The organism is Burkholderia latens (assembly GCF_001718795.1).
GTDB lineage: Bacteria > Pseudomonadota > Gammaproteobacteria > Burkholderiales > Burkholderiaceae > Burkholderia > Burkholderia latens_A.
Genome location: NZ_CP013435.1, coordinates 2,788,654 through 2,808,320 on the forward strand (window position 1 = coordinate 2,788,654; position 19,667 = coordinate 2,808,320).

18 protein-coding genes and 1 riboswitch are annotated in these 19,667 nt (G+C 67.5%); of the genes, 10 read left to right on the forward strand and 8 right to left on the reverse strand.

Going from position 1 to position 19,667, the window contains the following annotated elements:
• Positions 1–8 precede the first annotated feature (8 nt).
• Positions 9–713: a FadR/GntR family transcriptional regulator gene (locus tag WK25_RS12955; RefSeq protein ID WP_040141817.1), complete on the reverse strand. Its 705-nt coding sequence runs from the start codon at positions 711–713 to the stop codon at positions 9–11.
• A gap of 134 nt (positions 714–847) precedes the next feature.
• On the opposite strand from WK25_RS12955, the gene dgoD reads away from it, so the two are divergent.
• Positions 848–1,996, forward strand: a complete 1,149-nt coding sequence (gene dgoD / locus WK25_RS12960; RefSeq protein WP_040144789.1) for a galactonate dehydratase — start codon at positions 848–850, stop codon at positions 1,994–1,996.
• A 146-nt stretch (positions 1,997–2,142) separates the two neighbouring features.
• Here the strand turns inward: dgoD and WK25_RS12965 are convergent, their stop codons facing one another.
• The gene (locus WK25_RS12965) at positions 2,143–3,075 is read right to left on the reverse strand and encodes a CopD family protein (protein ID WP_040141819.1); all 933 of its coding nucleotides are present in this window, start codon (positions 3,073–3,075) and stop codon (positions 2,143–2,145) included.
• A gap of 377 nt (positions 3,076–3,452) precedes the next feature.
• On the opposite strand from WK25_RS12965, the gene WK25_RS12970 reads away from it, so the two are divergent.
• From WK25_RS12970 to WK25_RS12980, 3 genes are all read left to right on the forward strand, one after another.
• Positions 3,453–4,217: a c-type cytochrome gene (locus tag WK25_RS12970; RefSeq protein WP_069241730.1), complete on the forward strand. Its 765-nt coding sequence runs from the start codon at positions 3,453–3,455 to the stop codon at positions 4,215–4,217.
• Positions 4,218–4,236: 19 nt separating this feature from the next.
• Positions 4,237–5,535 carry a c-type cytochrome gene (locus WK25_RS12975; RefSeq protein WP_040141823.1) on the forward strand — a complete coding sequence of 433 codons (1,299 nt, stop codon included), beginning with the start codon at positions 4,237–4,239 and terminating at the stop codon, positions 5,533–5,535.
• A 131-nt stretch (positions 5,536–5,666) separates the two neighbouring features.
• A complete protein-coding gene (locus tag WK25_RS12980; protein WP_069241731.1) occupies positions 5,667–7,112 on the forward strand; it encodes a DEAD/DEAH box helicase in 1,446 nt (481 codons plus the stop codon).
• On the opposite strand, the gene WK25_RS12985 is transcribed toward WK25_RS12980, so the two are convergent.
• From WK25_RS12985 to WK25_RS12995, 3 genes are all read right to left on the reverse strand, one after another.
• Complete coding sequence (locus WK25_RS12985) at positions 7,106–7,615, reverse strand: hypothetical protein (RefSeq protein ID WP_069241732.1); 510 nt, start codon at positions 7,613–7,615, stop codon at positions 7,106–7,108. The genes WK25_RS12980 and WK25_RS12985 overlap by 7 nt on opposite strands.
• 67 nt (positions 7,616–7,682) lie before the next feature.
• A complete protein-coding gene (locus WK25_RS12990) occupies positions 7,683–8,510 on the reverse strand; it encodes a ferritin-like domain-containing protein (RefSeq protein ID WP_040141830.1) in 828 nt (275 codons plus the stop codon).
• Positions 8,511–8,822: 312 nt separating this feature from the next.
• Positions 8,823–10,463 (reverse strand): gamma-glutamyltransferase family protein, encoded by a 1,641-nt coding sequence (locus WK25_RS12995; protein ID WP_069241733.1) that lies wholly within the window; start codon positions 10,461–10,463, stop codon positions 8,823–8,825.
• Positions 10,464–10,686: 223 nt separating this feature from the next.
• Here WK25_RS12995 and WK25_RS13000 point away from each other — a divergent pair, with 223 nt between their 5' ends.
• Both WK25_RS13000 and WK25_RS13005 read left to right on the forward strand, forming a co-directional pair.
• Positions 10,687–11,466: a DeoR/GlpR family DNA-binding transcription regulator gene (locus WK25_RS13000; protein WP_040141834.1), complete on the forward strand. Its 780-nt coding sequence runs from the start codon at positions 10,687–10,689 to the stop codon at positions 11,464–11,466.
• Positions 11,467–11,769: 303 nt separating this feature from the next.
• The gene (locus tag WK25_RS13005) at positions 11,770–11,967 is read left to right on the forward strand and encodes a hypothetical protein (protein WP_040144790.1); all 198 of its coding nucleotides are present in this window, start codon (positions 11,770–11,772) and stop codon (positions 11,965–11,967) included.
• Positions 11,968–12,065: 98 nt separating this feature from the next.
• On the opposite strand, the gene WK25_RS13010 is transcribed toward WK25_RS13005, so the two are convergent.
• Positions 12,066–12,434, reverse strand: a complete 369-nt coding sequence (locus tag WK25_RS13010; RefSeq protein WP_040141836.1) for a hypothetical protein — start codon at positions 12,432–12,434, stop codon at positions 12,066–12,068.
• A gap of 162 nt (positions 12,435–12,596) precedes the next feature.
• On the opposite strand from WK25_RS13010, the gene glpD reads away from it, so the two are divergent.
• The 4 genes from glpD (at position 12,597) to WK25_RS13035 (ending at position 17,700) form a co-directional block, all read left to right on the forward strand.
• Positions 12,597–14,120: a glycerol-3-phosphate dehydrogenase gene (glpD, locus tag WK25_RS13015; protein WP_059548657.1), complete on the forward strand. Its 1,524-nt coding sequence runs from the start codon at positions 12,597–12,599 to the stop codon at positions 14,118–14,120.
• 128 nt (positions 14,121–14,248) lie between these two features.
• On the forward strand, positions 14,249–15,751 hold the full coding sequence (gene glpK, locus WK25_RS13020) for a glycerol kinase GlpK (RefSeq protein ID WP_040141840.1): 1,503 nt from the start codon (positions 14,249–14,251) through the stop codon (positions 15,749–15,751).
• 95 nt (positions 15,752–15,846) lie between these two features.
• Positions 15,847–16,563 (forward strand): MIP/aquaporin family protein, encoded by a 717-nt coding sequence (locus WK25_RS13025; RefSeq protein ID WP_040141841.1) that lies wholly within the window; start codon positions 15,847–15,849, stop codon positions 16,561–16,563.
• Between the two features lie 450 nt (positions 16,564–17,013).
• Positions 17,014–17,700 carry an HAD family hydrolase gene (locus WK25_RS13035; RefSeq protein ID WP_040141846.1) on the forward strand — a complete coding sequence of 229 codons (687 nt, stop codon included), beginning with the start codon at positions 17,014–17,016 and terminating at the stop codon, positions 17,698–17,700.
• Between the two features lie 100 nt (positions 17,701–17,800).
• Here WK25_RS13035 and ribB read toward each other — a convergent pair whose 3' ends face one another.
• Both ribB and WK25_RS13045 read right to left on the reverse strand, forming a co-directional pair.
• On the reverse strand, positions 17,801–18,511 hold the full coding sequence (gene ribB / locus WK25_RS13040) for a 3,4-dihydroxy-2-butanone-4-phosphate synthase (RefSeq protein WP_069241735.1): 711 nt from the start codon (positions 18,509–18,511) through the stop codon (positions 17,801–17,803).
• 118 nt (positions 18,512–18,629) lie between these two features.
• Positions 18,630–18,778: riboswitch (FMN riboswitch) on the reverse strand.
• A 185-nt stretch (positions 18,779–18,963) separates the two neighbouring features.
• Positions 18,964–19,647 (reverse strand): helix-turn-helix domain-containing protein, encoded by a 684-nt coding sequence (locus tag WK25_RS13045; RefSeq protein WP_069241736.1) that lies wholly within the window; start codon positions 19,645–19,647, stop codon positions 18,964–18,966.
• Positions 19,648–19,667: the final 20 nt, after the last annotated feature.

Sequence of the window (19,667 nt, forward strand, 5' to 3'; positions counted from 1 at the left end):
GCCGCCGTTCACGACTTCTCGATCCGCGCCCGCGTGACCGCGAGCAGCGCCGCCATCGCGCGGCGCGCGCCGTCCTCGTCGCGCACGCGGATCGCATCGCTGACGGCCGTATGCTCGGCCAGCGACGCGTTGAACACGTGCGCGCGCCGCGCATTCAGATGCAGCTGCGCCTCGAGCGTGCGGTCGATCAGCGCGCCGAGCGGCACCAGCAGCTCGTTGCCGCCGGCCTCCAGCACGCTCAGGTGAAAGCGCAGATCCGCGCGCACCCATTCGTCGACGGTGCGCGCGGCAGCCATCGCGCGCACCGCGTCCTCGATCGCGTCGAATGCGCCGGGCCCGTGTGCGCGCGCGGCGAGTGCCGCCGCGTGCGGTTCGATCATCTCGCGCATCTCCTGCAGCTTCAGCGCGAACGCGAGCGGCGGCGCGACGCGCGCGTACCAGTCGAGCAGATCGGCGTCGAGCAGGTTCCACGCACGGCGCGGCCGCACGCGCGTGCCGACCTTCGGCCGCGATTCGACCAGCCCCTTCGACGTCAGCGTGCGCAGCGCCTCGCGCAGCACCGTGCGGCTCACGCCGAACATCTCCATCAGGTCCGGCTCCCGCGGCAGCAGCGTCTCGGGCGGATAGTCGCCGCGCAGAATCGCCGTCGCCAGCCGGAAAGCCGTCTGTCCATGCAGGTCGCGTTGAATGATCGTTCTCCGTTGCGCAGGCATCCCGGCGGTTGCCCACTATCTGCACAATAGTGCTATTAATACTATTTTTTAATGCGCTGCGCTAGGATATCCGTCATGTATTCGACCCGCGCCGCATCCGCACGCGCGCGCCGGTCCACCTGGAGACTCGCGACATGAAAATCACCCGCCTCGAAACCTTCGTCGTCCCGCCGCGCTGGCTGTTCCTCAAGATCGAAACCGACGAGGGTATCGTCGGCTGGGGCGAGCCGGTCGTCGAAGGTCGCGCGCACACGGTCGAGGCCGCGGTGCACGAACTCGCGGACTACCTCGTCGGCAAGGATCCGCTGCTGATCGAAGATCACTGGCAGGTGATGTACCGCGCCGGCTTCTATCGCGGCGGCCCGATCACGATGAGCGCGATCGCGGGCGTCGACCAGGCGTTGTGGGACATCAAGGGCAAGCATCACGGCGTGCCCGTGCACGCGCTGCTCGGCGGCCAGGTGCGCGATCGCATCAAGGTGTATTCGTGGATCGGCGGCGACCGGCCGAGCGACGTCGCGAACAACGCGCGCGCGGTGGTCGAGCGCGGCTTCAAGGCCGTGAAAATGAACGGCTCGGAGGAGTTGCAGATCGTCGACACTTACGACAAGGTCGAGCAGGTGATCGCGAACGTCGCGGCGGTGCGCGATGCGGTCGGCCCGCACGTCGGAATCGGCGTCGACTTCCACGGCCGCGTCCACAAGCCGATGGCGAAGGTGCTCGCGAAGGAGCTTGATCCGTACAAGCTGATGTTCATCGAGGAGCCGGTGCTGTCGGAGAATGCCGAGGCGCTGCGCGACATCGTCAACCAGACCAACACGCCGATCGCGCTTGGCGAGCGGCTCTACTCGCGCTGGGATTTCAAGCACATCCTCGCGGGCGGCTACGTCGACATCATCCAGCCCGATGCGTCGCACGCGGGCGGCATCACCGAGTGCCGCAAGATCGCGACGCTCGCGGAAAGCTACGACGTCGCGCTCGCGCTGCACTGCCCGCTCGGGCCGATCGCGCTGGCCGCGTGCCTGCAGCTCGATGCGGTCAGCTACAACGCGTTCATCCAGGAACAGAGCCTCGGCATCCACTACAACCAGGGCAACGACCTGCTCGACTACCTGCGCAATCCCGAGGTGTTCCGCTACGAAGACGGCTTCGTCGCGATTCCGCAAGGCCCGGGCCTCGGCATCGACGTGAACGAGGAAAAGGTGCGCGAGATGGCGAAGACCGGCCACCGCTGGCGCAATCCGGTGTGGCGCCATGCGGACGGCAGCGTCGCCGAATGGTGATGAACGCTTGAGGCAGGAAAAACTGCGCGGCACGCGTGCCGCGCAACGCGCTCGACACGGCCGCCCCGGCAAGGCGGCCGTTTCTGCATGCGGGCCTCGCACGGCGCGCACCCGGGGCGCGCGACGCACGCCCCGCAGGTCGCCCGTCAGCCGAGCGCCGCGAACCCCGGCACGCTGAACGAAAGCACGGCAGCCGCGACGAACACGCCGATCATCGTCAGCGCCTCGAGATGCAGGATGTTGCGGAACGTATGCGCGTCCTCGGTCGACGCGGTGCGGCGCAGGCGCGGCAGCGCGGAGAAACGGTTCAACCCGCCGAGCACGAGCGCGAGCGCGACGAGCAGCAGCTTGAGCAACAGCACGCGCCCCCACGTACTGCCGTCGAGCGGCGCGAGCGAGCCGCCGAGCCCGCGCAGCGCGTTGAGCACGCCGGTGCCGAGCACGAACACGACCGCGATCACCGACGTGCGCGACAGTTGCTGGCCGATCCGGATCAGCGCGCCGCGTGCGACCGACGAGCCGAGCAGCGGCAGCACCGCGAGCCCGCCCGCGAGCACGAGGCCGCCCCACACCGCGGTCGCGAGCAGGTGCAACGTCTGCACGCCGACCGCGGCGGACAGCGGGCCCGTATCGGCCGCATGGCCGAGCGACGCCTTGCCGGCCGCGATCGCGATCACCGCGAGCCACAGCACCGCGTGCGCGAGCGGCCCTTCGGGCTTCGCGAGCGCGACGATCGCAAGCACCGCGGCGCCCGCGAACGCGACGCTCCATGCGAAGCCCGTGTGAGTCTGCATCAGCACCGTCGGAATCGCGGCGAACCCGCCGCCGAGACCGGTGCCGCTCATCGACGCAGCTTCGTACAGCAGCCAGCCGAGATCGGCAAGCACGAGCGCCAGCGCCGCCGCGACCAGCGAATGTTGGGCGCGCATCCACGCCGGATGCGCAGGCGCGACGACCGGCCGCGCGCCGTCCTTGCCGAGCCACGCCTTGAGCAGCGCCGAGCCGACCGCCATCGCGAACGTCGCATCCATCAGAGCCGCGAGCGCGACCTGTCCGACCCACAAGCTGTCGATCCTCATTGCGCGCGCCCTCCCGCGAACGGCCGGCCGACGGCGCGGCGGCAAGTGCAAGAACGGCGGAAAGACGGCAACGGCACGGTAGAAAACGTCATCGATGAATCCGGAAACGGGAGAAATGTCTGGATCTGCGGCGGAGGCGGCGCCGCGCGACCCGCGAGTGTACGGTCTTCGATGGCCACAGCGCACGTCGGTTCACACGGCAGCGACGCGCGGCGCGTCAAATTGTCGCAAGTCGCAAACAGACAGGAACCGATGTCCTTTCGCCAAATAGCCGTCATTACCCATCGATGATAGAATGCCGCGTCGCAGCAGCCCGGCTGTCCTGCCGTCCATGCGCCGAGCCGATCGTAGCCCGGACAGGTCCCCGACGAATAAACATGGAGTCTCGTGTGTCTTCAAGACGCCTCTTCCGTCCGCTGCTCGCCGTTCTGTTGATCGGCGGAGCGGGCCTTACGAGCGCTGCCCAAGCGCAGACCAAGCCCACGGAGCAAGCGCACGCCCAGCAGGCGCCGCTCAAGGCACCCGATACGATGGCCGAGCGCGTGCGCGGCTGTACCGCATGCCACGGCGTCCACGGCCAGGGCACGGACAACGACTACTTCCCGCGGCTTGCCGGCAAGCCGGCCGAGTACCTGTACAACCAGCTCGTCAACTTCCGTGACGGCCGGCGCAAGTACCCGCCGATGAACTATTTGCTGACGTACCTGAACGACGACTACCTGAAGGAAATCGCCGAACACTTCTCGGCCGAGCGCCCGCCGTACCCGGCGCCGGCCAAGCCGACGCTGCCGGCGGCAACGCTCGCGCGCGGCAAGCAGCTCGTCACGCAAGGCGATCCGTCCCGCAAGCTGCCGGCCTGCGTGGCCTGCCACGGCGCGGGTCTGACCGGCATGCAGCCGGCGATCCCGGGCCTCGTCGGCCTGCATGCCGATTACCTGAGCGCGCAGCTCGGCGCATGGCGCTCGGGCAACCGTCACGCGAAGGCACCGGATTGCATGCACGACATCGCATCGAAGCTGTCGGATGAAGACGTGACGGTCGTGACCGCATGGCTCGCCGCGCAACCGGCGCCCGCCAACCCCGTGCCGGCACCGGCGCGTTCGATGAAGACTCCGCTCGCCTGCGGCAGCGAACCGCAATAAGGCAAGGGAGACAGACACAATGAAACGCAAGTCCCTGTTTGCACTCTCGGCTGTCGCGATCGTCGCGGCCGCCGCCCTCGTGCCGGTTCTGTGGCCGGGCAACGACACGCTGCACGGCGCTTCCGCCGTCGCGGCCACGCCGGCCGACCAGGCCGCGCTGATCAAGAAGGGCGAATACCTCGCGCGCGTCGGCGACTGTATCGCGTGCCACACCGTGCGCGGCGGCAAGTCGTTCGCGGGCGGCCTGCCGATGGCAACGCCGTTCGGCACGATGTACACGCCGAACATCACGCCGGACGACAAGGACGGCATCGGCAAGTGGACGTCGGACGACTTCTATCGCGCGATGCACACCGGCCGTTCGAAGGACGGCAGCCTGCTGTACCCGGGCTTCCCGTTCGCGAGCTACACGAAGGTCACGCGCGCCGACTCGGACGCGATCTACGCGTACCTGCGTTCGGTCCCGCCGGTTTCGGTGCCGAGCCGTCCGCATGAGCTGAAGTTCCCGTTCAACAACCGCAACCTGCTGATCGGCTGGCGCACGCTGTTCTTCAAGGAAGGCGAGTACAAGCCGGATCCGACCAAGTCGGTCGAATGGAACCGCGGCGCTTACCTCGTCGAAGGTCTCGGCCACTGCTCGATGTGCCACACGTCGATCAACATGATGGGCGGCCCGGTGAATTCGGCGGCCTTCGCGGGCGGCCTGATCCCGCTGCAGAACTGGTATGCGCCGTCGCTGACGAACGACAAGGAGCTCGGCCTCGGCGACTGGCACGTGCAGGAGCTGTCCGACCTGCTGCAAGCCGGCGTGTCGAACAAGGGCGCGGTGTTCGGCCCGATGGCCGACGTCGTGCACAACAGCCTGCAGTACATGACCGACGAGGATACGCGCGCGATGTCGACGTACCTGAAGTCGATCCCGCAGAAGGCTGAAGCGCCGAAGAACATGCAGTACGAGCCGTCGAAGCAGTTCGGCAACGCGCTGTTCGACCAGGGCAAGAAGATCTACGCGGACAACTGCGCGACCTGCCACGCCGAAAACGGCGCGGGCAAGCCGCCGGCCTATCCGCCGCTCGCGGGCAACCATTCGATCGTGATGGAATCGGCGGTCAACCCGATCCGCATGGTGCTGAATGGCGGCTATCCGCCGAGCACGTTCAAGAATCCGCGCCCGTACGGGATGCCGCCGTTCGCGCAGTCGCTGTCGAACCAGGAAGTTGCTGCGGTCGTCACGTATATCCGGATGTCGTGGGGCAACAACGGTACGCCGATCTCGCCGCAACAGGTGAGCGACCTGCGTTCCGCGCCGCTTGACTAAATAACGCGCGACACAAGACGGGGGCGCGGCTGCGGGAAACCGCAGCCGCGCCCCTTTGCTTTTTCGCGACGCCAGTTCCCCGCGCGGGCCGCGCGAGGCGTCGCCGATCATAAAACTCAAGAGTGGTATCTATGTCTTTCGAATCTCTCGGCCTGGCCGAACCGCTTGTGAAGGCGGTCAACGAGCTCGGCTACACGTCGCCGACTCCTATCCAGCAGCAGGCGATCCCCGCCGTCCTCGGCGGCGGCGACCTCCTCGCCGGCGCACAGACCGGCACGGGCAAGACCGCCGGCTTCACGCTGCCGATCCTGCAGCGCCTGCACACGTTCTACGCCGAGCACCGCGGCGCGAAGCGCGCGGTGCGCGCGCTGATTCTCACGCCGACGCGCGAACTGGCCGCTCAGGTCGAGGAAAGCGTGCGTGCGTACAGCAAGTACCTGAAGCTGCGCTCGACCGTGATGTTCGGCGGCGTCAGCATCAATCCTCAGATCGATGCGCTCAAGCGCGGCGTCGACATCGTCGTCGCGACGCCGGGCCGGCTGCTCGACCACATGCAGCAAAAGACGATCGATCTGTCGGATCTCGACATCCTCGTGCTCGACGAAGCGGACCGGATGCTCGACATGGGCTTCATCCACGACATCAAGCGCGTGCTCGCGAAGCTGCCGCCGCAGCGCCAGAATCTGCTGTTCTCGGCCACGTTCTCCGACGAAATCAAGTCGCTCGCCGACAGCCTGCTCGATTCGCCGGCACTGATCGAAGTCGCACGCCGCAACACCACCGCGGAAAGCGTCGCGCAGAAGATCCACCCGGTCGACCGCGATCGCAAGCGCGAGCTGCTCACGCACCTGATCCGCGAACACAACTGGTTCCAGGTGCTCGTGTTCACGCGCACCAAGCACGGCGCGAACCGGCTTGCCGAGCAGCTGACGAAGGACGGCATCAGCGCGATGGCGATCCACGGCAACAAGAGCCAGTCGGCGCGCACGCGTGCGCTCGCGGAATTCAAGAACAGCACGCTGCAGGTGCTCGTCGCAACCGACATCGCCGCACGCGGGATCGACATCGACCAGTTGCCGCACGTCGTCAACTTCGACCTGCCGAACGTGCCGGAAGACTACGTGCACCGGATCGGCCGCACGGGCCGCGCGGGCGCGACCGGCGAAGCGGTGTCGCTCGTGTGCGTCGACGAGAAGCAGCTGCTGCGCGACATCGAGCGGCTGATCAAGCGCGAGATTCCGCAAGAAGTGATCGCGGGCTTCGAACCGGATCCGAATGCGAAACCGGAGCCGATCCAGCAGCGTCGCGGCCAGCAGCCGCGCGGCGGTGGCGGCAGTGGCGGCGGCAATCGCCAGCCGCGTGCGGGCGGCTCAGGCCAGCCGGCCGCGAAGCGCGATGGCAATGCGCAGCCGAAGGCGGCGAAGCCGGCCAAGCCGCGCGCGGCCGCCGGCACGGGCGGTAACGCCACCGGCGGCGGTCGCCCGTCCGGCGCCGGCAACGGCGCGCGTCCCGCGAACGGCAATGCCGCGCACGCGAACCGCAACCGTTCGTCGCGCAGCGGCCAGCGCGGTCACTGAAGCCGCGCGGCCGCGCGCCGCAGGTGCTCGACCTGGCGCTGCCAGCGCGCGAGCACGTCGGCGCGCCCCTCCCCTTCCAGCGCAAACGTGACGCCCGTCGCGAGATGCGCATAGCCGACCCGCTGCGCATCGCCATGCGCGATCGTCGCAGCGAATCCGGCCAGGCCGCCGAAGTCCCCTTCGAGCGGCTCGATCACCAGTTGTGCCTGAAAGAATGCGCCGTCCGCAACGAGCGTCAGCGCGGCCGTGCGCCGTTGCAAGAGCGCGCGCGCCGCGCGCGATTGCGGCCACAGCACGAGCAACAGCGTGCGCGCGTCCCGCGCGAAAATCTCGCCGACGCTGAGCAGCGTCGTGCGCAGCTGGCCGTCGCCAGTTGCAACGATCAGCGACGCGGCGAGGTCCGCATGGCGTTCGAGCGCGGTGCCGTCGAACAAGGCGACGACGGCCGGCGGCCACGCGTCGAACGTCCATTGTTCGAGCGCGTGGCGATGGGATTCGGTCATGATGGCGGCCCGGTGAAAAGCGGATGGCGATGCCGCAGCATACGCGCGTTGAGCCGCGCGACGACGCTCAGCGCATGAACACGTGCCGCGTGATCTTCGTCAGCGGATAGTGGACGCTCGGCTGGATCTTCGCGGGCAGATCGAGCGGCTTGAGCAGCATCTTCACGCACATGTCGGCCGACAGGTTGCGTCGCACGAGCGAGCTGATGCGCGCGGCACGCTCGCGGTTGTATTGATCGTCGCCGATGCGATCGGGATAGCGGACCGCGAACACGTGGCGCAACGCGATTTCCGAATCCTCGTTCTTGATTTCCATCACGCGGCGCATCAGCGCGCCGAGCACCGCGAGCCGGCCGTTGCCTTCGAGCTTGTTGTACTTCTTGAAGAACTTGAAGAAGTGCTTGTAGTGGCGCACTTCGTCAGAGCGGATGTTGTCGGTGATTTCTTTCAGCACCGGCTCGTCCGAGCATTCGTTGATCGCGCGGTAGAGCGTGGCCGTGCCCGTCTCGACGACGCAACGCGCGACCATTTCAAGCGCGCGAGTCTTCTCGAACGCTTCGACCGAGCAGGTCTTCGAATACTCGGCGAAGAAATTCGCGAACGCGGTGTCCCAGTCGAACTCGGGCCACACGTGCGCGATATATGCCTTCAGCGCGCGGCCATGCTGCAATTCTTCGTGCTCCCACGCATTGTTGAGCCACGCGGAAACTTCCGGATCGTCGTTGAAGAACTCGCTCAGGTTGCTCGTGTAGAGATCCGAGCCGCTCTCGATGAATGACGATGCGCACAGCAGCAGCAGCAGATCCTCGTTCGCCGCGGCGCGCTGACGATCGATCCGGTTCAGGTCGATGTCCTCGATACGCCACGGCATGACATGCGTCGTTTCAGTATGCATGGTGTTGCGCTCCCAGTCGTCGCGCGGGCGTCCGGCCCATGTGCGTTTCGCACTGGCCCGGCACCCGCAGGCGGCGTTTGCTTGCATTTATAGTGAATGGGTCCGGCCGAACCATCCTGGCATCTTAGCCGGACTTTTATGTTCGTGCTTCAAGCACTGACCGTGCCCCGCACGCGCAGTTCCACCGTCCATGTTGCGGTTCGTTAGACAGGTTCGTCGAACCGGCCGCGCGCGCCCGACGAACGACGCGGCCACAAGCGGGACGGGCGGCCTTCAGGCCGCCCGTCGACGCACCACACTGGAAGGGTTCCGTCAGAATCCGGCCGCCAGACCGTCCCGGCGGCTGTCGCTCGCGGCCACGTAACCGCGCTCGGGATCGTCCGGATCGAGCCGCCATACGAACTGCCCCGAACCGAAATCCATGTAAGGATCGTCGATCGACTTGATCGTATGGCCGCGCGCGGCGAGCGCGTCGACCGTCTCGCGATTCATCGTCGCCTCGACGTCGAGCGTGAAGTCGCGATTGACCTTCCAGCGCGGCGCGCAGCACGCGGCCTGCGGCTGTTGCCGGTAACCGAGCATCCGCACGATGGTCTGCAGATGGCCCTGCGGCTGCATGTCTCCGCCCATCACCCCGAAACTCATCACGGCCTCGGTGCGGCCGTTCGCTTCCTCGGTCACGAATGCCGGGATGATCGTGTGGAACGGCCGCTTGCCGCCTGCGACGACATTCGGCGACGCCGGATCCATCGAGAAGCCGTGCCCGCGGTTCTGCAATGCAATGCCCGTGCCGGGCACGACGAGCCCCGAGCCAAAACCCATGTAGTTGGACTGAATGAAGCTCACCATCATCCCTCGTTCGTCCGCCGCCGACAGATAGATCGTGCCGCCCGCATGCGGGCGGCCGGCCGCGAAGTGCGTCGCGCGCGTGCGGTCGATCAGCTTCGCGCGTTCGGCGAGATATGCGTCGTCGAGCATCTGCTCGGGCGTCACGTCCATCGCGCGCGGATCGGCGACGTAGCGGTAGACGTCCGCGAACGCGAGCTTCATCGCCTCGATCTGCAGATGCTGCGAGTCGACCGAATCGACCGGCCAATCGATCACGCCCGCATGCTCGGCGATGCCGAGCGCGATCAGCGCGGCGATACCCTGCCCGTTCGGCGGGATCTCGTGAATCGTGTGATGGCCGAACCGCTTGCCGATCGGCTCGACCCATTCCGGCCGGTACGCGCGCAGGTCGGCTTCGGTCAGCGCGCCGCCGCCTTCGCGTGCGAAGCCAGCGAGCTGAGTCGCGAGCGCGCCTTCATAGAACGCGCGCGGGCCGTCCTCGGCAAGGGTGCGCAAAGTCTGCGCGTGGCCCGGCAGGCGCATGCGTTCGCCGACGAGCGGCGCGCGCCCGCGCGGCATGAACGTGTCGGCGAAGCCCGGCAGGCCCTGCAGTTCGGGCACGGCCGCCGCCCACTTGTGCGCGACGATCGGCGACACCGAATAGCCGCGCTCGGCTATATCGATCGCCGGTTCGAGCAGGTCCGCGAACGGCAGCGAGCCAAACTTCGCATGCAACGCTTCCCAGCCGGCGATCACGCCCGGCACCGTGACGGTGTCCCAGCCGCGCGTCGGCTTGTTCGCGATCCCGCGTGCGTCCTCGCCGTGGCGCCGGCGGAAGTAGTCGGGGTTCCACGCAGCCGGTGCGACGCCCGACGCGTTCAGCCCGGACAGCCGTTCGCCGTCCCATACGAGCGCGAACGCATCGCCGCCGAGCCCGCACGACACCGGCTCGACCACCGTGATGGCGGCCGCGGCGGCCAGCGCCGCATCGACCGCGTTGCCACCCTTCCACAGCATCCGCAGCCCGGCCTGCGCGGCGAGCGGGTGCGACGTCGACACGACATTGCGCGCGAACACCGGAATGCGGGTCGTCGGATACGGGTTGTGCCAGTTGAAGCCAGTCATCGGGGGCTACCTCGTCGAAAGCTCAATCACCGCGCGACACGCACGATTCGCGCGCGGACAGTCCGCCATTGCAGCGCGATCCGCGCAATCGGACAAATTCATTTATTACATGAATCCATACGTTTGCCGCATGAATAAACGGCCGCTGTGCACCGCGCGCCGGGTGGGACGCCCTTCCCGCCCTTACAATACCGGCTTCATCTCCCGATCCGACCGCCGAGCCATGACCCGAGATCCCCGCCTCACCCTCAACGCGCGCCAGCAGGAATTGCTCGAATGGGTGCAGCGCGACGGTTTCGTGACGGTCGACGATCTCGCCGCGCACTTCGCGGTCACGCCGCAGACGATCCGCCGCGACGTGAACTGGCTCGCCGACCTGAACCTGCTGCGCCGCTATCACGGCGGCGCGAGCCTGCCGACCAGTTCGGAGAACGTGTCGTACACGGCACGCCAGCGAATGTTTCACGACGAGAAACGGCGCATCGCGGCGCTCGCCGCGTCGCACATTCCCGACCAGGCGTCGCTGTTCATCAATCTCGGCACGACGACCGAGGAAGTCGCTCGCGCGCTGAACCGCCATCACGGGTTGCACGTGATCACGAACAACCTGAACGTCGCGTCGATGATGAGCGGCTACCCCGACTGCGAGGTGCTGATCACGGGCGGCATCGTGCGGCCGTGGGACAAGGGCATCGTCGGCGAGCTCGCGATCGACTTCATCCGCCAGTTCAAGGTCGATTACGCGATCATCGGCACGTCGGCGATCGAGGCCGACGGCACGCTGCGCGACTTCGACACGCGCGAGGTGCGGGTGGCCGAGGCGATCATGCAGCATGCGCGCACCGTCTATCTCGTCGCCGACCATTCGAAGGTCGGCCGCCCGGCGCTGGTGCGGCAAGGGCACCTGAGCCAGGTGCATGCGCTCTTCACCGACAAGCCGCTGCCGCCGGAGATGGCCGACACGGTCGCCGCCGCAGGCACCCAGGTGTACGTCGCGGAATGATCGCCCCGATGCTGCGCCGCACCCGAAACTTCAAGTGAAATCAAGAAGTTGACGCGCCGGCCGAACCGCTTCAGGGCCGTGCGCCTGTCAAACTGAAAATTAACGGGGCGCGATTTGTCGTTGCCCGCGCGCTCGACTAGACTCCAGTTCCCCGGCCCGTTCGCTCGACCCGCCCGTGCCAAGGCGTGGGCGAATCCGAAGGCCGGCGAATACAGCTTTCCCCCCAAGCCATACCCCCGCGGGGTATCGCGCGCCGGCGCCCGCGCCGGCCGCGCGGGCAGACCGATTGCCATGGAGAGAACGATGCTGAGCCCGCATGAATTCGCCACGCTATTGCTTGTGAAGGACGCCCCCGACCAGGGCGACATGGACAGGGATGAACTCGACGCGCTGCTCGAGCAGCAGCTTGTCCGGCTGGAAGGACTTGGATCGGGGCGCAAATACTGCGTGACCGAGACGGGCGACGCCGCACTGCGATCCATCAAATACCGCTATTCGTGAAGTTCCGCTGGTCCTGACCCGAGCGCGCCGGCCGGATTCCCGGCCGCGCCGCTTTCTCCGCCTGTCACGCCTTTCCCGCCCCTCGCAGCCGTACCGCGTCAGCCGCCGCGCAGCGTCGGATCGACCGCGGCCCGCCAGCTGACCGCCTGGGCACGTGCGCCGTTGAAATAGGCGACCCAGCCGGCGCGCCCGGCCGCGTCCGGCGCCGCATAGTGCGCCGAAAGTTCGTTTACGAACGTGCAATAGTTCGCTTGCGTCAATCCGCGATACCGCTTCGCAACGTACGCGTCGTACAGCGCCGAATACACCGGTTGCGCGTCCGCACCCCAGTCGCGCGCGGCGCCGCCGCACGCCGTCTGCAGGTCGACGAACGACGGCGCACGCCAGTTGCCGGCCAGCGGCGGCGTGCCGGCGCTGCACGCCGACAGCACGACGGCGCACGCGCCGGCCCACATCCCAATACGCATGATTCACCTCGCGAGACGATCGATGCCGCCAGTATCGTCCGGGATCGCGCTGCGCGCTACTGGCCCGCTTTTTCGAACTTTACTTTTTCGATTTCGTTCGTTAAATTTCGAATTCGAACATTTCATGTTCGCCCATTTCCATCAGACGATAAGGACAGCAGGGTGACCCAACCGAATCGCTACGATCTGCTCGTCGTCGGCGGCGGCATCAACGGCGCGGGCATCGCGCGCGACGCGGCCGGCCGCGGCCTGTCGGTCCTGCTCTGCGAGCAGGACGACCTCGCATCGCACACGTCGTCGTCCAGCACGAAGCTCATTCACGGCGGCCTGCGCTATCTCGAGTACAACGAATTCGGCCTGGTGCGCAAAGCGCTGCAGGAGCGCGAGACGCTGCTGCGCGCGGCGCCGCACATCATGTGGCCGCTGCGTTTCGTCATGCCTCACATGCCGAACCTGCGGCCGGCGTGGCTGATCCGCATCGGCCTGTTCCTCTACGATCACCTCGCGAAACGCGAGCTGCTGCCCGGCTCGCGCGGCATCGACATGCGCCGCCATGCGGCCGGCAAGCCGCTGATCGACTCGATCAAGCGCGGCTTCGTGTATTCGGACGGCTGGGTCGACGACGCGCGCCTCGTCGTGCTGAATGCGCTCGACGCGAAGGAGCGCGGCGCCGAGATCCTCACCCGCACGAAGCTCGTGTCGGCGGAACGCCGCGGCGACGAATGGGAAGCGCGGCTGCAGCACGCGGACGGATCGATCCGCGTCGTGCATGCGCGTGCGGTCGCGAACGCGGCCGGCCCGTGGGTCGGCGACGTGCTGCATGGCGCACTCGGCCGCGGCGCGCACCACAGCGTGCGGCTCGTGAAGGGCAGCCACATCATCACGCGACGCCTGTTCGAGCACGATCACGCATACATCTTCCAGAACCCGGACAAGCGGATCATCTTCGCGATTCCGTACGAACACGACTTCACGCTGATCGGCACGACCGACGTCGAATACACGAACGATCCCGCGAAAGTCGCGATCGATCGCGACGAGACGCAGTATCTGTGCGAGTCGATCAACCGCTATTTCAAGCGCAAGATTTCGCCGGCCGACGTGCACTGGACCTACTCGGGCGTGCGCCCGCTGCTCGAGGACGAAAACGCGGCGAACGCGTCGGCGGTCACGCGCGACTACCGCCTCGAGATGGACGACGGCGCGGGCGCGCCGCTGCTGTCGGTGTTCGGCGGCAAGATCACGACGTTCCGCAAGCTCGCGGAGGAAGCCGGCGACCTGCTGTGCCGCGCGCTCGGCCGCGATGCGAAAACGTGGACGGCGGGTGCGCCGCTGCCCGGCGGCGATATCGCGAACGCGAAGTTCGACGCGTTCGCCGACGCGTTCGCGAAACGTCACCCGTGGCTGCCCGCCGCGCTCGCACGCCGCTATGCGCGTGCATACGGCACGCGTGCGGAACGCGTGATCGAAGGCGCGACGTCGCTCGCCGAGCTCGGCACGGAAGTCGCGCCCGGCCTCTTCGACGCCGAACTGCGCTATCTGCGCGACGTCGAATGGGCGACTTGCGCGCAGGACGTGCTGTGGCGCCGTTCGAAGCTCGGCCTGCACGTCGCGCCGGGCACGCTCGACGCGGTGACGGCCGCGGTCGATGCGTGGTTCGCCGCCGCGCATGCGCCGCACGCGTGATGCGTTCGCAGTCGCAGTTCTAATGCGTTTGCAGTTGCAGTCGCCTGACCGACGTTGATTCACCGACGCGCCGCGTAACATGCGGCGCGCATCACAACTACGCCAATCCACGGATGGAGATGAGAGACATGCAGGACCAGTACATCCTCGCGCTTGACCAGGGCACGACGAGCTCCCGCGCAATGCTGTTCGATCGCCAGGGCAACATCGTTTCGATCGCCCAGAAGGAATTCGAACAGATCTACCCGCAACCTGGCTGGGTCGAGCACGACCCGCAGGAAATCTGGTCGACGCAAGCGGGCGTCGCCGCCGAGGCCGTCACGCGCACCGGCCTGAACGGCACGTCGATCGCCGCGATCGGCATCACGAACCAGCGCGAGACGACGATCGTCTGGGATCGCGAGACGGGCCAGCCCGTCTACAACGCGATCGTGTGGCAGGACCGCCGCACCGCCGACTTCTGCGATTCGCTGAAGAAGCAGGGCCTCGAGGCGAAGGTGCGCGCGAAGACGGGCCTCCCGATCGACTCGTATTTCTCCGCGACGAAGATCCGCTGGATCCTCGACAACGTGCCGGGCGCGCGCGACAAGGCGCGTCAAGGCAAACTCGCCTTCGGCACGGTCGACAGCTGGCTCGTGTGGAACTTCACGAAGCACGAGCTGCACGTGACCGACGTGACGAACGCATCGCGCACGATGCTGTTCAACATCCATACGCGCGAGTGGGACAGCGAGCTGCTCGAACTGCTCGACATCCCGCGCAGCATGTTGCCGGAAGTAAAGGCGTCGTCGGAAATCTACGGCCACACGAAAACCACGGTGTTCGCGTCTAAGATCCCGCTCGCGGGGATCGCCGGCGATCAGCACGCGGCGCTGTTCGGCCAGATGTGCACGACGTCGGGCATGGTGAAGAACACCTACGGCACCGGCTGCTTCCTGATGATGAACACCGGCAGCAAGCCGATCGAATCGAAGAACAACCTCGTCACGACGATCGCATGGCAGATCGGCGACGACGTGCAATACGCGCTCGAGGGCAGCATCTTCATCGCAGGCGCGGTCGTGCAGTGGCTGCGGGACGGTGTCGGCATCATCAAGACCGCCGCCGAAATCGAAGCGCTCGCGGCGAGCGTGCCGCACACCGACGGCGTGTATCTCGTGCCGGCGTTCGCGGGCCTCGGCGCGCCGCACTGGAATGCACGCGCACGCGGGTCGGTATTCGGCGTCACGCGCGGCACGACGTCCGCGCACCTCGCGCGCGCGGCGCTCGACGCGATCGCATACCAGTCGCTCGACGTGCTGGCCGCGATGGAAGCCGACTCGGGCATCAGCATCGGCGAGCTGCGCGTCGACGGCGGCGCGAGCGCGAACAACCTGCTGATGCAGTTCCAGGCGGACCTGCTCGGCGTCGACGCGGTGCGTCCGCAGATCACCGAAACGACCGCCCTCGGCGCGGCCTACCTTGCGGGCCTCGCGATCGGCTACTGGAAGAACCTCGACGAAGTGCGCAGCCAGTGGCAGCTCGATCGCCGCTTCTCGCCGTCGATGCCGAAGGACCAGGTCGAGCGCTGCATGGCCGGCTGGCAGCGTGCGGTGCGCGCCGCGAAGGCGTGGGCCGACGACGCTCAGTAAAGGGCGAAGCAGTCACTCAAGCAATCCGAACGAAATACAACAACGCCGGCGGACCGCGCAACGCGCGAGTCCGCCGCGATCTACGAGAGACAAACATGTCACCTTATATTGCAGAATTCATCGGCACCGCCATTCTCGTGCTGCTCGGCAACGGCGCGGTTGCGAACGTGCTGCTTGCGAAGACCAAGGGCAAGGGCGCCGACCTGATCGTGATCGTGATGGGCTGGGCGATGGCCGTGTTCGTCGCCGTGTACGTGACCGCGTCGTTCAGCGGCGCGCACCTGAACCCGATCGTCACGATCAGCCTCGCGCTCGCGGGCAAGTTCGCCTGGTCGAAGGTCGGCGGCTACATCGTTGCGCAGATGCTCGGCGGGATGGCCGGCGCATTGCTCGTGTGGCTCGCGTATCGGCAACACTTCGCGAAGGAAGTCGATGCGGACCTGAAGCTCGCCGTGTTCTGCACGGCGCCCGCGATCCGCAGCACCACGCACAACGTGCTGACCGAAGCGATCTGCACGTTCGTGCTGATCCTCGGCGTGCTGTATCTCGCGTCGCCGCAGGTCGGCCTCGGCGCGCTCGATGCGCTGCCCGTCGGCCTGCTCGTGCTCGGCATCGGCATCTCGCTCGGCGGCCCGACCGGATATGCGATGAGTCCGGCGCGCGACCTGTCGCCGCGGCTGATGCATGCGCTGCTGCCGATCCCGGGCAAGCGCGACAGCGATTGGCGCTACGCGTGGGTGCCGGTGATCGGCCCGCTGCTCGGCGGCGCCGCGGCAGCCGGCCTGTATCTGCGCCTGCACGCGATGGCGTGATCGGGCGTTCCATTCGACCTCGGGCCGCAACGCCAGCCCGGGTCGGCGCCTGAGCGCGCGGCAGCGGTTGCCGCGCGCCCTGCCCCTTCCCTTTTCACCGAGCGCCGCCGGCAATCGCCCGCGGCCGCCACTCGCGACCTCGACTTCAGTCAGGACGACGATCGATGACGGGCTCGCCGCGCGAACCGGCCGAGACTGCGATGACGTCGTGACAGCCGGGGCGCATGGTCGATGCGCAATGGACGTGGCGGCGGCCGGCGGCGGCATGCCGCAGTCGCCATCGCCGCGTCGGAAAGCGCGCGCGAATCCGATACGCCGGAGCGGCCCGGCGGGCGAACCGGTTTGCCGTATGCGTCGCGAACCGCTCGCCGAGCGTCGCGCGGCGCGGTTGCGAAAGCACGTATCATGGCGGGATGCCCGGCGTCGCCGGCACTCTGCTTCTTCACCACCATGCTCGATCATCTCATCTGCGACTGCGACGGCGTACTCGTCGACAGCGAAGTCATTGCCGACCGCGTGCTGTTCGAAACGCTGTCCGCGACGTTTCCGCACCTCGATTTCGCCGACGCCGCGAAATCCGCCTTCGGCCAGCAGACGTCGCGCTTTCTCGCCGGGCTCGAAGCGCATTTCGGGATCCGGATGCCCGAGAACTTCATCGACACCATCGAGCACAACATCGAGACCGGCCTCGCGCAATCGCTCGCGCCGATCACCGGCGTGCGCGACGCGTTGCTGAAGGTCGAGCTGCCCGCTGCCGTGGTGTCGAACAGCCGGCTCGCGCGCGTGCGCAGCTCGCTGAAGCGCGCATCGCTCACCGAAATTTTCGGCGATCGCGTGTTCAGCTCCGAGCAGGTCGCGCGGCCGAAGCCTTACCCGGACGTGTACCTGCACGCAGCGAAGACGCTCGGCGTCGCGCCGGCGCGCTGCATCGTGGTCGAGGACAGCGTGTCGGGCCTGAACGCGGCGCGCGCCGCGGGGATGAAGACGATCGCGTTCGTCGGCGCGAGCCACATCCCCGACAACTACGCGGACGCGCTGCGCGCGATGGGCATCACGCGGATCATGCGCAACATGGACGAACTGCCGGCGCTCGTCGCCGCCGGCCTGCGCGGCGAGTTCGGCGACGTGCAGTCCTGACGGCCGGCCGCCCGAGGCCGGCCCGGAACGGCCAGGCCGCCCGGTGCGCGATGCCGCCCGCAGGCCGCGTCGCGCGCACCGGCGCGCAGCAGCCGCCCCGTCAGGCCGGTTCGCAGCAGCGCTCGCGCGCGGCCGCGAGCGCTTCGCGGAATTCGACCAGCTCCGCGATCGTCAGCATCGGCAGCCCATGCAGCCGCGCGAACCGCTCGACGTCGTCGCCGCGCGTCATCGTGCCGTCCGGATTCATCAGTTCACACAGCACGCCGGCCGGCTTCAACCCCGCGAGGATCGACAGATCGACCGTCCCTTCGGTATGGCCGCGGCGCGCGAGCACGCCGCCCGGCTGCGCGCGCAGCGGAAACACGTGGCCGGGGCGCACGATGTCATACGGCTTCGCATCGTCGGCGATCGCCGCGCGGATCGTCGTCACACGATCGGCCGCGGACACGCCCGTATGCACGCCTTCACGTGCCTCGATCGACACGGTAAACGCGGTGCCGTTGCGGCTTTCGTTGGTCTGCACCATCGGTGGCAGCTCGAGCGCGCGCACCTTGTCGTCGGTCAGGCACAGGCACACGATGCCGCTGCACTCGCGGATCAGCAGCGCCATCGTCTCGGGCGTGATGCGTTCGGCGGCGACGATCAGGTCGGCCTCGTTTTCACGGTCGTGATCGTCCTGCAACACGACCGCGCGGCCCGCGCGCAATGCGTCGAGCGCGGCGGCGATGCGCGGCGGCACCGGTTCGGAATCCAGCAACGGGAGATCGGCAAAGGCATCGGCGGGTGCCGACGAAACGGACTTGAAGGACATGTGAAACGCTCCTCGCGATTACGATTTGGGCGAAAAACGTTCCAGGGCATTGCAAACAGACAGAACGACAACCCGCTTCGCACACACGGCGAAGCGGCCCTGACGGACATGACTATCTGCACATCTTCTCTCATCCGGACTGTAACCGTCGGCTCTGGCATTCGACCAGATCTGCTGACCCCGCGCGGATGCGCGGGCGCTCGCGGGCTCGCCGGCTTTCGCCAGCCTACCGCCGGTGGGGAATTTCGCCCCGCCCTGAAGACGCACTGATTGCCGGCCGGGGATCCACCCCGACGCCGGCGGGCCAAGCATACATCAGCCGCGCTCGCCACGCAGCCGATCACACTCAAAACCTTACTGACGGTATCGTCTAACGGCATCGCCCGAACGGCCGGCGCCGTGCTTGCGCGACCGCCGCGGCCGGAACCGGCGCGACGCGGTCAACGGTGCGTTCAGCCGCCCGCGTGCGCGGCATCGCGCACGAGCCAGCGCGGCGGCACTTCGGCGCTCACCGTGACGCGGAACGCGCGTGCCTCGCTGTCGCCGGGGTTGCGCAGGCTGTACGGCTGGTCGGCGTCGAACACGATGGCGTCGCCGGTCGCGAGCAGTTGACGGCGATCGTGCACGCTGACTTCTAGCGTGCCCTCGCTGACGACCAGATTGACCGTCGTGCCGGGCGCGCGGCGCGTGCCGGGTTCGGTGTGCAACGGTGCGATCCGCAACTCGTGGAACTCGGCCGCGGCCGGCTCGCCTTCCGGGTACAACGCACGCGCGGAGAAACGGCCGTTCGAGCTGACCACACGCGCCGCGCGCTCGGCCGCCAGATGCTCGAAGCCGTTCACCGCATGGCGGCGCAGGAACGCGGCGACCGACACCTTCAGTGCGGCGGCGATCTTGCACAGCACCTTGATCGACGGCACGCTGCGCGCGGATTCGATCTGCGCGAGCATCGCGCGCGATACGCCGGACAGCCGCGCAAGCGCATCGAGCGACAGTTGCCGCTCCGCGCGCAGACGCGCGAGATTCACGCCGACGACCTGCTCGAGCGCGTCGAGCGGAACGGACGTCCGCGCGTCGCCCGTATCGCCGGACTCGAAGGAAGACACGTCGCGCACCAGCGCCAGGGGTGAAGACATAGCATGGCCTCCGGGCCGCG